Origin of the sequence: Chitinophaga oryziterrae, assembly GCF_009758125.1 — a bacterium.
Classification (GTDB): Bacteria; Bacteroidota; Bacteroidia; order Chitinophagales; family Chitinophagaceae; genus Chitinophaga; species Chitinophaga oryziterrae.
In genome coordinates, this window is sequence record NZ_WRXO01000008.1 from 290978 (window position 1) to 305996 (window position 15019).

General features: G+C 44.6%; 12 protein-coding genes. 5 read left to right on the forward strand and 7 right to left on the reverse strand.

All coding sequences use genetic code 11. The features are described from left to right. Window positions 1–30: 30 nt before the first annotated feature. The gene (gene porU, locus GO495_RS24185) at window positions 31–3375 is read right to left on the reverse strand and encodes a type IX secretion system sortase PorU (protein ID WP_157302524.1); all 3345 of its coding nucleotides are present in this window, start codon (window positions 3373–3375) and stop codon (window positions 31–33) included. 279 nt (window positions 3376–3654) lie between these two features. On the opposite strand from porU, the gene GO495_RS24190 reads away from it, so the two are divergent. After that, window positions 3655–5196 carry an SUMF1/EgtB/PvdO family nonheme iron enzyme gene (locus GO495_RS24190; protein ID WP_089782103.1) on the forward strand — a complete coding sequence of 514 codons (1542 nt, stop codon included), beginning with the start codon at window positions 3655–3657 and terminating at the stop codon, window positions 5194–5196. Window positions 5197–5360: 164 nt separating this feature from the next. Here the strand turns inward: GO495_RS24190 and bcp are convergent, their stop codons facing one another. Together bcp and GO495_RS24200 are read right to left on the reverse strand one after the other, a co-directional pair. Next, on the reverse strand, window positions 5361–5822 hold the full coding sequence (gene bcp / locus GO495_RS24195; protein ID WP_157302525.1) for a thioredoxin-dependent thiol peroxidase: 462 nt from the start codon (window positions 5820–5822) through the stop codon (window positions 5361–5363). Between the two features lie 2 nt (window positions 5823–5824). Next, the gene (locus GO495_RS24200) at window positions 5825–7510 is read right to left on the reverse strand and encodes a peptidoglycan DD-metalloendopeptidase family protein (protein WP_170302717.1); all 1686 of its coding nucleotides are present in this window, start codon (window positions 7508–7510) and stop codon (window positions 5825–5827) included. A 58-nt stretch (window positions 7511–7568) separates the two neighbouring features. Between GO495_RS24200 and GO495_RS24205 the strand changes: the two genes are divergently transcribed. Beyond that, entirely contained in the window at window positions 7569–8660 is a 1092-nt protein-coding gene (locus tag GO495_RS24205) for a sensor histidine kinase (RefSeq protein WP_157302527.1), read from the forward strand. Then, window positions 8657–9328: a LytR/AlgR family response regulator transcription factor gene (locus tag GO495_RS24210; RefSeq protein WP_157302528.1), complete on the forward strand. Its 672-nt coding sequence runs from the start codon at window positions 8657–8659 to the stop codon at window positions 9326–9328. Before GO495_RS24205 ends, GO495_RS24210 begins: the two co-directional genes overlap by 4 nt. Window positions 9329–9364: 36 nt before the next feature. Here the strand turns inward: GO495_RS24210 and GO495_RS24215 are convergent, their stop codons facing one another. From GO495_RS24215 to GO495_RS24230, 4 genes are all read right to left on the reverse strand, one after another. Further along, on the reverse strand, window positions 9365–10165 hold the full coding sequence (locus GO495_RS24215; RefSeq protein WP_157302529.1) for a TerC family protein: 801 nt from the start codon (window positions 10163–10165) through the stop codon (window positions 9365–9367). Between the two features lie 69 nt (window positions 10166–10234). Further along, entirely contained in the window at window positions 10235–11098 is an 864-nt protein-coding gene (locus GO495_RS24220; RefSeq protein ID WP_157302530.1) for a phosphoribosyltransferase family protein, read from the reverse strand. Between the two features lie 107 nt (window positions 11099–11205). Next, on the reverse strand, window positions 11206–11883 hold the full coding sequence (locus GO495_RS24225) for a TerD family protein (protein WP_157302531.1): 678 nt from the start codon (window positions 11881–11883) through the stop codon (window positions 11206–11208). 12 nt (window positions 11884–11895) lie between these two features. Continuing rightward, entirely contained in the window at window positions 11896–12471 is a 576-nt protein-coding gene (locus tag GO495_RS24230) for a TerD family protein (protein WP_157302532.1), read from the reverse strand. A 247-nt stretch (window positions 12472–12718) separates the two neighbouring features. On the opposite strand from GO495_RS24230, the gene gldA reads away from it, so the two are divergent. Further along, complete coding sequence (gldA, locus tag GO495_RS24235; RefSeq protein WP_157302533.1) at window positions 12719–13651, forward strand: gliding motility-associated ABC transporter ATP-binding subunit GldA; 933 nt, start codon at window positions 12719–12721, stop codon at window positions 13649–13651. A 58-nt stretch (window positions 13652–13709) separates the two neighbouring features. Beyond that, the gene (eno, locus tag GO495_RS24240; RefSeq protein ID WP_157302534.1) at window positions 13710–15002 is read left to right on the forward strand and encodes a phosphopyruvate hydratase; all 1293 of its coding nucleotides are present in this window, start codon (window positions 13710–13712) and stop codon (window positions 15000–15002) included. Window positions 15003–15019: the final 17 nt, after the last annotated feature.

The following is a 15019-nucleotide window of genomic DNA, read 5'->3' on the forward strand; positions in this document are numbered from 1 at the left end:
CGAAACTAATTTATTCTTTTGATGCATAGGTTATAATAGAATTACTTTTCCACCTAAAATTTGTGCTTTTCCATTCGCTTTTACCATTATGCTATAGATATAGATTCCAGGTGACATTATAGAACCCGCATCATTGGTGCCATCCCAATATGCCCCTAGATAACGGTTACCTGAAGCATTTATTGTATGACGAATAGTTTTTACTTGTTGTCCTTCTATTGTATAAATCCTGACTGTAACGTCCAGTTCCCGGCCTTGCTGATTGTGTGTAAACGTGAAATTTGTCTGATTATGAAAAGGATTGGGAAAGCAACCCGCATGCCAGACTACCATTTCATTGCCGTTTATTACCTTAAAATGCAGGGTGGCGGTTCCTGAATTATTATATGTATCCCAGGCTTTGATTGAAAGTGTATGCATTCCTGCAGGCAATCCATACAGGGGGAAATTCACTTTCCCCGCTTTATAACCATCCAGATCTGCTTCAAAAAAATTATTCAGGATGTAATACTGATCAGGGTCGTTATCCAGGGTTGCTACCATATCATGCCCGATCCCATACCCTGTAGTGTTAAGACCGTGATCATCATACAGATGTAATAACAATACAGGGTTCTCTCCTGTAATGTCTCCATCTCTAAAGTATTCATTGTCAAGGTATGCTTTAATATCCGGTCCCTGCGTATCTTCTGCGGCAGCAGCATCCGTTCCCCCCACCCTGAATGCTGAATATACTCCTCCCGCAGCTGTAACCCCATTGGTACCATAGTAGCTGATACTACCGGGTTCCCCTGCCTGGTAATTAATATCCGCAGGTACGACAAAGGTGAAAGTAAATTTACCTGCCGTGATGGTCTGAGATCCGCGGTAAAGGATATTTTGTTGCTGATAGAATCCTGTTTTATCACTCCCCGCATCGTTGGCCCGTGTATATTGTAAAGCAGGTGCATCATACACGGTAGGATATACGATACCATTATAGGTGTTCTGCGGCATACCCTGTTCGTCTTCCAGGTGACCTGAAACAGTGTACCGACCTAATGCCCTGAGCGTATCTCCGTTTATTGAATCAGTGACTATGTGATATTCAGGGAAGGCCAGTGTCAGCGCCGGGTCTCCGAGCAACTGGAACTTCCTGTTATTGGGAATATCGCTGTACGTGGCGTAAGTGAGGTTTTTCGACCTCATGGCCGCCTCTCCCAGGGTAGGCATACGACCATCTGCTCCCGGTGTCAATAATGCTTGCAGATAATTGGCATTCAGCACTTTATTAGAAGCCGCAAATACCGCGCGGGTGGTAGTCATTAAGGCAATGCCTCCGCCATTTTCCCTTAACAGTATTTGTTCCCCCAGGGAAGTGTAGGCAGGGTTGTCGAAAGGCGCAAAGTCGCAGGTAGCGGTAATGAACAAGGGCAGTTTAGTACCGTTCTTCCAGGTATCCAGCGAGCTTTCATCTAGGACGACTTCTTCCGCCAGGCGGGAATAGCTGCCATGACCTGTATAGTTCCAGATTAAAGTACCGTTGTAAATATCTTCTGCAATGGCGGTATTGACGGCCGGATAGCGGCTGCCACCGGCGTCGGATATTTTAGGATAGGCGTCCAGGTAGATTTTATTTACTCTAGCGGCAGGCCATTGCTGCTGTGCAATGTTGCTCATGTACTCCGCATCTTCCAGATGCAGGTTATTGTCCCCATCGTCTGCCACGAAGGTGATATGCTGTTGCCAGCGGCCGAAATTGGCCGCATCATAATAGTGAATGATCTTGTCTACCAGGATTTCCGCTTCGGAAGCTTTTTGTGCAGGCAGCCGGCCAATGCCAATTTTCAGCAGGTTCTGGCTCCCATTGTCATTGATATCATTATCAAAGAATCCGAAAAAATCATCTGAAGGGTAGGCATTGATAGGATCTGTGGAGATAGTGCTTTGCCAGGCAGGCACCATGTTGGTACTGTGTTTGTAATCATAGGAAGCATCTCCGAATAATAGTAAATACTGAAGGGCTCCTTTATCATAACACATTTTTGCGAAGTCTCTTATGGCGGTAGGGTCTGGTGATCCCGAGGCGAATTCGTTGTAAATATCATTGACAGTGACCACTTTCACGGCCAATCCATCATGCGCGGTATGCCATGCCGCCAGACGAGAGGCAGCTCCCATCAAAGCCGGCGTAGTGACAATCAGCATATTCACATTACTAATGTCGTGCAGGTCCTGGTTTGGTACCATGCCTATAAATGCAGGCTGCCCGAACCCCTGGTTGGAGAAGGCCACGTATTCGTGCAGAGAAGTATTACTGCGCGAGAAAGATAAGGAGTTGCCGTTAAGGCGGGTTTTTACGGCTACAGGCTGTAAAGGGTCGCTGAGGTCCCAGACCTGCGTTTGATCAGTGGCGTTGCTGAGGGTGAACTGAGCAGTTTGCCCGATGCTGCCGGCGTCCCTGAAGAATAGAGGATCCTGTGATATTTGCAGCGGGCAACGAGCCTGCACAGTGATATAGTCCAGCCATCCCTGGCCGTCGCTGTTGCCGGGTGTAAAGCGCAGGGTGACGGGGACATTATTGCCTGCAGGGGTAGCGGAAAAGCTGCCCGACGCAGTGGAGGCAAAGGATTCAAAGATGTTACCGCTAATGGGCGTTAAGGATAATTTCCCGACAGCATTGCCATTCGTTTCTATGGAAAAGCTGGCGGAACTGAGTCCCCTGGCGGCTACGCGGGAACCTATGCTGAGCGATGCGGGTACTGATGGCAGGGAGAAGCTGATGGTACGTACCGGTTGTACGCTACTGAATACTGTTCCCCACCATTGTTTACCACTGCTTAAAAAGTTGATGCTATCGTTTTCGTAGAAGGCGTGGTAATCGAATGTGTTCACGGAAGCTGTGGCAGCAGGTTCGCTGTTATCTGCCGTAATACGTTTTCCGGCAGCAGTACCTATGTTGAGGAAATAATAGGCAGTGTCGCTGTAAAGGTTGGCAGTGTGGGTATAGTTGCCTCCCTGATATGTCCAGCTATGTGGGCCCGGAGCGTAAAAAAGCAGGTAGTCTGCCCCATTTAGCACGCCATCTCCCCCATCTTCAATAATTATTCCTACTTCCGGTATATCATCATAGCGGGAAATTGCGTTATTCTCCGGTAGCATTTGTCCACCGGAGCCAAATAGTCTTATACCTGATGATTGAATGGCGCTGGTACTGATGCCCATGGCGGCTAACCGGGCAACATCTATTTTATAGATCCCCTGTTGGGTAACCGCCAGTTTATACCAGTTTCCTGATGCCAGTACGGAGTGAGGTTTGCCTGTACCATCCTTAGCTATTACCGGTAGTGTCCGGCAACAGATAAAGAGTAAGCAGTTGAGGCAAAAAATTTTCATACCGGCAATTTGAACAAACATAATAAATTTAAAGTATATTTATCTTCAGAAATCGACCAACTCTTTGATTACTTGTGTAAAAGGGGGTATAGGGGGACGAAATAAGTAATATTAACTTAATGTGTAGGCGACCAAAATCTTTTAGAGTTAAAACATTGATTCAAAACAATATACGTTTAATTAACAGGCAAACGCTTACAGATTAATTATTTTTACTATAAAATAAAATATCCTACATTTGCGTTTACCATAAAACATCAAATACTAAAGCTAATTCGCATGCATAGATTAACCTCTGTCTCAATGCTCATAGGCGCCAGTGTCATGTTGTCGATGACTGCCTGCAACAAAAGCGGCAGCGGTGGCAAAAAGGCAAAATCTTCGGCCACTGGCTGGAACTATAACGATCCCAAGATGGGAGGTTTTAGTGTAGCCAAGAGTAAAGATCAACAAACTGGTCCGGGTTTAGTTTTCGTGCAAGGTGGTACCTTTGCAATGGGAGCGACCGAACAAGACGTAATGGCTGACTGGAATAACATTCCAAGACGTATTACGGTATCTTCATTTTACATAGATGAAACGGAAGTTGCGAACGTGCACTATCGTGAATATCTGTACTGGCTCCGCAGAATGTATGGAGAATCTTTCCCTGATGTTTTCCGTAAAGCTTTACCGGATACCCTGGTTTGGCGTAGCGAGCTGGCTTATAACGAGCCTCTGGTAGAATATTACTTCCGTCACCCTGCTTACAATGATTATCCTGTAGTAGGTGTTAACTGGAAACAGGCAGTAGACTATTGTAAATGGCGTTCTAACCGTGTAAACGAAAAGATGCTGATCGACAAAGGTTTACTCGGAAAAACTGATATCAACAATCAGGCAGACGATAACACATTCGATACTAAGTCATATACTGCTGGTTTATACGAAGGTATTCCCGGTAAGATGAGCAAGGAAACCAAGGCACAGTTTAAGAATGCGGATGGTTCTCCCCGTACTGCTCAATTCGAAGATGGTGTAATGTTACCTAACTACCGTCTCCCAACAGAAGCTGAGTGGGAATACGCTGCACTGGGTTACATCGGCCAGAACCCTGGTCCTTCCAAGAAAGAAGGTAAACGTGGTGAAGAGTTGATCATGAACAAACAGGTTTACTCCTGGGGAACCAACACAAGTGGTCTGAGAGATATCCGTCGCGGAGCATGGCAGGGACAATTCCTGGCCAACTTCAAACGTGGTTCCGGTGATAACATGGGTATGGCTGGTGGTCTGAATGACCGTGCTTCCATCCCTGGTCCTATACAGTCTTACTTCCCGAACACTTTTGGTATCTATAACATGTCTGGTAACGTTAGCGAGTGGGTACTTGACGTATATCGTCCGCTGAACCCAATCGATGGTGATGACTTTAACTACTTCCGTGGTAACAAGTTCCAGACTACCTATATGAATGGCGAAAACGAACCTGAAAAGGATAGCCTGGGTCACCTGAAAATGCGTGATGTAACTGATGAAGAAAGTGCCAACCGTTTGAACTACCAGAAAGGTGATGTTATTAACTACTTAGATGGTGATACGCTTTCTATGGTTGAATATGGTTATGGTGTTACTTCACTGGTGAACGACAAATCACACGTTGTTAAAGGTGGTAGCTGGAATGACAGAGCTTACTGGCTGTCTCCTGGTGCACGTCGTTTCATGCAGGAAGATATGGCCACCAACACTGTAGGTTTCCGTTGTGCAATGGACCGTGTAGGTAGCCCTGAAGGTAACAAGTTCAAAACTGGTAACCTGTTCAAGAAACAACGTCAGAAGAGATAATTCACAACTGATTATAATAAAAAAAGGTCCCGGGATAATCCCGGGACCTTTTTTTATTATAATCAGTTGTGAGCAATTTTTTATGATGGAGCTTCGCTCCATCATAAAAAATTAAAGGGGTTTTACAGAGTGAAGCCCTGTAAAACCCCAAAATGCCCTTTTTATTATGACCAGATTTTGAGGATCTCTTCTGTGTGATTCTTTGTATCAGGCTTCTTAATGATCTTGTCTATAATTCCATTCTCATTGATCAGAAAAGTAGTGCGGTAAACGCCATTGTATGTTTTGCCCATCATCTGCTTTTCTCCGAACACACCATACTGGGTTACGATCTCTTTATTATCGTCTGCCAGTAAAGGAAAAGGAAGATCATATTTTTCTGCAAATTTCTGATGACTCTTTTCTCCGTCTACACTCACACCTACAACGGCATAACCTTTCTTCAGCAATGCATCATAGTTATCCCGCAGGTTACAGGCCTGCGCCGTACAACCTGGTGTCATATCCTTCGGATAGAAATACAGGATTACTTTCCTGCCTTTCAGGCTGGTGAGGGTTACGTCCTTTCCGGACTGGTCCTTTCCTTTGAAAACGGGTGCTTTATCTCCTTCTTTTAAATGTGTCATAACTATCTGGTAAAGGTGAATGTTTTGGTACCTGTGTTACCTGCAACATCTGTTACAGTGAGTTTGAGCGTATGAGCACCTGCAGGGCAATGTTCATCAAAAGTATACGTAATGACGTTACTCTTGCGGGAGAACATCAGCCAATGGCCGTCCAGCTCTGCCCTGTAACTTTTAATGCCGCTGTTATCGCTGATAGAGAATACCAGCTTCGCAGCCTTCGACAGGTTGACGCCATTCTTTAAAGCGCTTGTAATCTTAGGCGCAATGGTATCTGCTTCCAGGTGGAAGTTACCGAAATCGCGGAACTTAGCGATAAACCAGCCATTCTCGTAAGTGGTACCTGCAATATCCTCTCCAAGTCCTTCGCGCACCATCACGATCTGACGCTGCAAAGCAGCAGAAACAGGCTTGTTGGGCCTCATGCGCAGTGTAAAATAATTATGCACAGGAATTAACGGGGTATTGAGATGCAGGGTAGCAGAATAAGATTTAGGGGTAGATGGCAATTCTGCATAGTTAAAACAGATCTGATCATACAGGGCTGTTTCTTCCATGAAGAACTCTACCTGGTTGTTCTCAAATATATTGCGGGACTCTGCATACATGGTATTGGCGCACGCAGGCACCGCAGCAGGTTCTCCGCTATGTTGCAGAGAGAACTTCACTGTACTGGTATTTCCATAGGCATCCTTTACCAGCAGTTTTACCGGATGAGGCTTTCCATCGGAAAGGTCAAGCACACCATCTCCCTGCACATCTTTGTAGATATCCAGTTTATTGCCTGGCAGGGAGAACAGCAGTTGCAGGTACGGACCACCGCTCTTCTTTGTTTTATAGTCGATATGAGCATTGATATAACGGGAGTCTTCAAAGGCTATGTTATCCAGTTGGAAGCCACTGTTAGGCACGTCCCTGTCAAACAGTACTACTTCGTAGATACCATACGAGTTAGGCGCAACACCCATGCGGTCGACCGCGTTGATCCCCAGTCCGGCCTGTGCTGCCTTTACAGGGATTACCGCCTGCGTAGTCACATATTCCCCGTTCACCTTTTTCACAGGAACCATCTGCGGCGTCTGATCATAGAGGCTCTTATCCATATCATAGATAGCTATACGGTATACGTCCGGAGCACGGCTATCCGGTATGTCAAAGCCGAATAATAAGGGGTTCAGCGGTTTTTCTGATTCAGTACCCCTGATCTCGAAGTGTACATGCGGTCCCGCAGAACCACCGGTATTACCACTCCAGGCGACAAAGTCGCCCTTCTTTACAGGGAACTTGCCTGCAGGGATTTTTAGATCAGTGGCCCAGCTTTCAGCGGCATACTCCTGTTGTTTCACATATTCTTCCAGGGCCGGAAAAAACCTGTTCAGGTGTCCATACACAGTAGTATACCCATTAGGGTGGGTGATATACAGTACATTACCGTAGCCGACATGTGATACACCAATACGGCTTACATAACCGTCTGCGGCTGCATGCACCGGCAGATTCTCTTTTTGCTGGGTCTTAATATCTATACCTGCATGAAAATGATTGGGGCGAAGTTCCCCGAAATTACCAGCCAGCTGAATGGGGATGTTCAGTGGATTGCGGAAATATCCCTGTGGATAGTTCTTTCCCGGTAATTGTGCATGTAACAGCTGAGGTAATAAAAAGCATAACCCGAATATTCGCTTCATCATGCTGCAAATGTAAGAAGTGCTGGTAAAAAAGCCGATTTTGCCCTTACATTTGTAACAAATGATGAAGAGCAAATTAAGAGAAGTACTGATCCACATTGCCGGATGCGTGACTTTCCTGGCGCTTCCTATTGTTTTTTCACCGGATGCGAACAGTGTGGGCGACTTGTGGAAGTATGCTCCTGCGCTGAAAGATTTTCTGGTGTACCTCGCCCTGATCCTCTTCTTTTATTTCAACTTCTTCTACCTGATACCCGTCTTTTACTTCAAACGGAAATATACCGGGTTCTTCCTTATTTCCTTTTTATGCTTTGCGGTAATCATATTATTGCCCAATTCACTGGTAAACGAGGATAACGGCTTTCATGCCCAAAGATCATCTTACAGACCGGAGCCGCCACCTCCGCCGGATGAAAGATATCCCATGCCTCCCCCACCCCGTATGCCGGAGCAGCAGCAAACCTCAAGATCGATATTACTGGATGTAAGTCACCAGGTATTCCTTTTCCTTGCCGTATTCTTCTTTTCCCTGATCCTGAAAATCAGTAACCGCTGGCGACAATCAGAAAAGGAGAAACTGAATGCGGAGCTTTCTTATCTCAAAGCACAGATCAATCCTCATTTTTTATTCAATACGCTTAACAGCATCTATTCCCTGGCCATTGAGAAATCTGACCAGACACCGGCCGCAATTGTAAAGTTATCCGGCATGATGCGTTATGTCATCAGTGATTCCGGGCATCATCTTGTTTCTCTATCTAAAGAAATTGATTATATCCGAAATTATATTGAATTGCAGAAGATCCGTTTCGGCAATGCAGTGCCTTTATCTTTCAGGGTAAATGGGGTGTATGTGGGAGAACGGATTGCTCCGCTCATCCTTATCTCTTTTGTAGAAAATGCATTCAAACATGGCGTGAATGCCGCAGAAGATTCGGATATCCGGATAGAGATCAATATCACAACACATCAACTGCATTTTACTGCGTTCAATAATAAAGTGACCGTACAGGAAATGCCGGAAGATAAAGGCGGACTGGGGATAGAGAATACCAGGAAACGGCTGGAATTACTATACCCGGGCAGGCATACACTGGAGATCACAGATGATCCTCATTATTTCTCTGTTTCACTGTTATTGCAATTAACATGATGATACAAGCTATTGCGATAGATGATGAAGTACCGGCGCTGAAAGTATTAGAATCCTTTTGCGCAAGGGTGGATTTTATCCATCTGCAGCAAACATTTAATCAACCCGATAAAGCCTTGAAGTATCTCAGTAAATCTCCGGTGGATTTACTGTTCCTCGATATCAACATGCCTTCTATGACAGGTATTGATTTATACAGGTCTATAGGGCAAAAGGCAATGGTCATTTTTACCACTGCGCATAGTGAATATGCTGTGGAAGGATTTAATCTCAATGCGCTGGATTATTTGTTGAAGCCTTTTACTTTTGAACGTTTCCTGCAGGCTGTTGAAAAAGCAAAGTTGTTTCAGCCGCCGCCAACACCGCTTATTTTCAGGATAGATTATGGTTTGGTGAAAGTGAATCCTTCTGATATATTATTTATCGAGGGATTAGATGATTATCTCAAAATACATCTGTTGCAGCAATCCCCTTTAGTAGTGCGCATGACAATGAAGGGTATACTGGAAAAACTACCCGCCAGTGCATTTGTAAGAGTACACAGATCTTTTATTGTGCCGTTAGCACATATAGAGCAGGTGCGTAATAAAATTATTTTAATAGCGGGGAATGAGATACCTGTAGGAAGTAGTTATGAGGCGGGTTTTTTCAGTCAGTTTAAGTTATAAAAAAAGCCGGCTTCTGATGAAGCCGGCCAGGAAGAATTATTTTACTTCTCCTAATTTCTGTCTCTTGGGATAATTGAATAACCAGCTTGTTATTAATGGCACCAGGAAGATAGAAACAGTGAGAATGGACGTAGCCCAATCTGCTTCGTGACTTTCCAGGAATTTAGATGTAGCAGTTTCCGGATAGAAGTGTTCGTATAAAGACAACATCAGTTTTATACCTAATACACCAATTACCAGGAAGGCGGCTGTTTCCAGGAAAGGGAATTTTTCCATCAGTGTTACGAAGCCCTGTGCAACAAAACGCATCGCCAGGATACCAATGAATACGCCGGTCCAGATCAATACGATATTATCACTGAAAGCGACTGCTGCAAATACGTTATCGATAGAAAATGCAAGGTCCATCAGTTCTACCAGTGCTACGGTAGCCCAGAACTGGCCCATCCATCCTATTGTTGCTTTATATAACCAGTTACTGTTTTTATCTACAGCCTCCTCTTCTGATTCACCGGCTTCAGCAGCTTTTGCTTTGGCGGCTCTACCTTTAAAGTAATCAAAGGTGAGATATAAGAGGTATAAACCCCCGATTGGCTTCAACCACCATACTTTTATGAGGAACGATGCGAACAGCAGACAGATGCCACGGAAAAAGTAAGCACCAATGATACCATACTTTAATGCTTTGTTACGTCTCTCTTTAGGTAAGTCCATTACCATTGTTGCCAATACTGCAGCATTATCCACAGACAACAGGCTTTCAATAATGATCAGGTTCCCTACGATCAGTAAAGAGGGAATCGGGTTATTAATGATCTGTTGAATTAATTCGTTCATTTGCTGATATGTTTTTAGTTTTCGGTGTAAATCTAGCCTGTTTCCATCACCAATACAAGCTCAATTATTCTATATCAGCTGTAATTCAGGTTTTAAGACCAATTGCCAGGAGGGGACGGTTTTCTGCAGATGATTGAAAAGATAGATCGCATTCTCCCGGTATTCCTTCATCTGGTGATAGTTATTACCAAGGCAGCAGTCGCCCAGTTCCAATAGAAAAGCGGTTGACTGCAGGGACAACAGGTGTTCAAATTCCTGTGCCGGCGCATGCAGGATATACTTCACTACCCGGGTATTGAACCGGAAAGAGGGGCCTTTTAATATTTCTGCCAGGCTTGGCAGGGAGTTAACGGTATAATAATTCAGTTTGTTTTCGATGTTGGGATGGATATCCATATTATGCAACTGGGCATAATAGAGGAACCAGGCATCATTATCCAGCGCGTAGCCTTCCAGCAGGTTGCGGATAATCAGTTCATGGCTGCCCGTTATACGGATATCATCGGTAAAGATCAGTGTTTTATCCTGCAGGAATTCTTTATCGAGATGATACTTATCGTTGATGATAAGGGCTTTCCTGCTTTGCATGTCCAATGCACCGTAATCAATACTGTATGTTTTGAAACGGTGTATTTTGGAAGTTTCTGCCGGGCTACGGCCATTCATACAAAGAAAGCGGTTCAGTACTTTCGTAAAAGCAAGCGTCAGGAAATAAGACGCGGTGGGTATTGCAGTGTAAGGGCTGGGCAATATCACCAGTTGTTCGCTCTGTAACAGAGCGGTATCGTGCGTGGTGATGAATCCATTGGCAAGGGCTGTTCCAAATGCATCCGCAGCAATGCCATCTCCAAATTTAAAACGGCTGTAGGCAGCCGGATCAAATGAGAATTCACTGGCATCTACGATGCGATGTAGGGCAAATACATCTTTCATAAACAACTTGTTTAAGGGTTAATTAAAGGGCAGTTCCCTCCTGTATGCTTACTCCCGCCGCTGTTCAGTTCGCATATAAGTTACAGAATGCGGTCTCCGGTCTTTATTTAATAGGCATAGTTTTTAAGTATATCCATGAAACTATCTGTAGCCTGTGGATCTCCTATTGCTCTGAATTTCCAGGTACCATCTTTACGGTATACTTCTGCAAACACCATTGCGCACATATTATTATAAGCACTGTTTGCAGAGAGGTTGAACTTTGCAATTTCTTTTCCTTTACTGTCTACGGCACGTATGAATGCGTTTTCTACTCCACCGAAATGCTGATTACGCTGACGGCCCTGGTAGATCGTTACCATAAAGAGGATCTTATCGTATTTAGGATCGAGGCTCTCCAGCTTTACAACGATCTGTTCATCATCTCCATCACCTGCACCGGTACGGTTATCACCTGTGAGCCAGATATTACCGGAAGGGTGTTTCATGCTATTGAAAAATATCACATCGCTTCCGTACAAACCGATATTGCGCCCATCATTTGCTTTCACGGTTTTACCCAGGTCCGCCACTTTACCATTTTTATCCAGCAGAAAAGCTATTGCATCCAGATCGAATTCATCTTCTTTTGCACCACCCAGGAGTTTTCCCAGGAATCCGCCGCCACCGCTCTTTTTGCGGATGTCCCATCCCAGTCCTATTGTTACGGTAGACAGATCAAAACTTTCTCCTTTGTCGTTTTTACGCAGGTCGATAGTCTGACCTTTTACAAGATTTATTGCCATGTGTCTCAGATTTTATTTAATGATCTGCCCTTTGTAATATTTGGAGAGAAAATAAGCCAGTTCTTCTTTGTAGCCTATACCAGAGGCTTCGAAGCGCCATTTGCCATCGCGGGAATAGAGGCGGCCGAATTCAACGCCTGTTTCTATGGAGAAGTCTTCACCCAGTTCATACTTTGCAATTTCTTCTCCGTTGGCATCATTAACGATACGGATATACGAATCGCGTACCTGTCCGAAGTTTTGTCTTCTGCCGGTAGCTTCATGAATGGTCACTACGAACAGGATCTCTTTGATATCCCGGTTTACTTTAGAAAGATCTATTTTGATGATTTCATCATCTCCGCCTGCGCTGTTACCGCCGGTAGGATCATCGCCGGAATGGTGTAAGGCTTCATCCGGAGACGTAGTATTTCCGTAGAAAACGAAGTATCCTTCCAATGGTATCAAGCGGTTGGCATCTATCATGAAAGCAGATGCATCGAGATCAAAAGCACCTCCTGTACCCTCATTCGGATTCCATCCCAAACCTACACTAATATTGGAAAGTCCTATATCTATCTTTTGTCCCTTTTGTAAGTTAATTGCCATGAAAGTCAGATTTATGTTGTTACATCCGGTCAGCAAACAATAAAATTAAGTATTCAGGGGTGAATTTGAAGAAAAGTTTTTGTTATTAAAAACCATTTTTCAAAATGTTAATATCGTATTAATAATCATAACTATCCTACTGATAAGCAATGATCTTTTTCTACCTAAACAATAATTCCCCCTTATTATGCCCCTACAGGGAACGATTAAATTCCGTACTTTAGCCCCGCCAAAGCGGAAAAACCTTATGTCAATTACAGTTACACAGTTAAGCAAGGTATACGGGGAGCAGCGGGCGGTGGATGATATCTCCTTTTCTCTCAATAAGGGAGAAGTGGTAGGTTTCCTGGGACCAAATGGCGCCGGCAAAAGTACTACCATGAAGATGATCACGGGGTACCTGCCTCCCAGTGGCGGTCAGGCCAGTGTTTGCGGCTATGATGTGGTAACCCATCCTATGGAAGTAAGGCAACGCGTCGGTTATCTGCCGGAGGCAAATCCCCTGTATTCTGATATGTATATAAAGGAGTTCCTTGGCTTTATTGCCCGGGTACATAACCTGGGAGCGAACAGTGATAAACGTATTGCAGAGATCATTGCCCTCACCGGGTTGCTACCCGAAAGCAAAAAGAAGATAGGCGCCCTTTCAAAAGGTTATAAACAGCGTGTGGGACTGGCTCAGGCATTATTACACGATCCTGAAGTGCTGATCCTGGATGAACCCACATCTGGTTTAGATCCTAACCAGCTGGCAGATATCCGCCAGGTGATCAAAGACCTGGGGCAGAATAAGACAGTGGTACTGAGTACGCATATCATGCAGGAAGTAGAGGCGATGTGCAGCAGGGTGATCATTATCAACAAAGGGAAAATCATTGCGGATGATTCTTTACAGAACTTACAACAAGGTGGCTCCGAAAATGGTTATATACAGGTATCCTTTGGGGAACCACTTCCTTCATCATCAGATTTGCAGCAATTGGGAGGAGTAATACGTATTAAACAGCAGGATGCCCAGACGTGGCAGCTATTTGCTGCGAATATAGAAGAGGTGCAGAAAAACCTCTTACAATTTGCTTTGATAAATAACCGGAACATCCTTTCTTTGCAGAGCAATTCGCAAAGCCTGGAAGCAATATTCAGGCAGTTAACGACCGACAAGCCTCAGGCTACAAGGTAGCGACGCTTGCGTGTTGCAGCTTGAAGCTTATTTAAAATAATAAAACAACTTTACAAAGATGAGTATCATTTCAGAAATCCATGCCAGGCAAATCCTTGACAGCCGTGGAAATCCAACGGTAGAAGTAGATGTAACCACAGAAGACGGTCATTTTGGCCGTGCTGCCGTTCCTTCCGGTGCTTCTACAGGTAAACATGAGGCAGTTGAGCTGCGCGATAACGACAAATCCGTATACATGGGTAAAGGCGTTCTGCAGGCTGTTAACAATATCAACGATATCATTGCTGAGGAACTTATTGGATGGGATATTAAGGACCAGGCCGGTATTGACAAGTTTCTGATTGAACTGGATGGCACAGAAAACAAAGGTAAACTGGGCGCTAACGCTACCCTGGCAGTGAGCATGGCTGTTGCCAAAGCTGCTGCTGAAGAAGTGAACCTGCCCCTGTACCGTTACCTGGGTGGTGTAAACGCTACTACCCTGCCTGTTCCTTTGATGAACATCATCAATGGTGGTGCACATGCTGATAACAAAATCGACTTCCAGGAATTTATGATCGTTCCTTTTGGTGCACCTTCTTTCTCTGAAGGTCTGCGTTGGGGCGTTGAAATCTTCCATCACCTGAAATCTGTTCTGAAAAAGAAAGGTTACAGCACCAACGTAGGTGATGAAGGTGGTTTTGCTCCTGAAATCCAGAGCAATGAAGAAGCGATCGAAACAGTTCTGCAGGCTATCGAAGCGGCTGGTTACAAACCAGGTGAGCAGGTAGGTATTGCACTGGATGCTGCAAGCAGCGAAATGTACGATGATGCTACTAAAACTTACAAATTCTACAAAAGCTCACAGAAAGTAATCAGCAGTGATGAAATGGTTGCTTACTGGGCTGAGTGGTGCAGTAAATATCCTATCGTTTCTATTGAAGACGGTATGGCAGAAGATGATTGGGCCGGCTGGAAAAAGATGACCGAAGTTTTGGGCGATAAAATACAGCTGGTAGGTGATGACCTGTTCGTTACCAACGTAAAACGCCTGAAACAAGGTATTGATCAGAACATCGCTAACAGCATCCTGGTGAAAGTAAACCAGATCGGTACTGTTACTGAAACGATCGATGCAGTAAACATGGCTCACAAAGCTGGTTACACTTCTATCATGAGCCACCGTTCCGGTGAAACCGAAGACACTACTATTGCCGACCTGGCAGTAGCATTGAACTGCGGTCAGATCAAAACCGGTTCTGCTTCCCGTACGGACCGTATGGCTAAATACAACCAGTTACTCCGTATTGAAGAGGAATTGGGTGAAGTGGCTTTTTATCCGGGAAAAACCGTTAAATTTAGTAAGAAATAAACTTCAGATTGGATTTC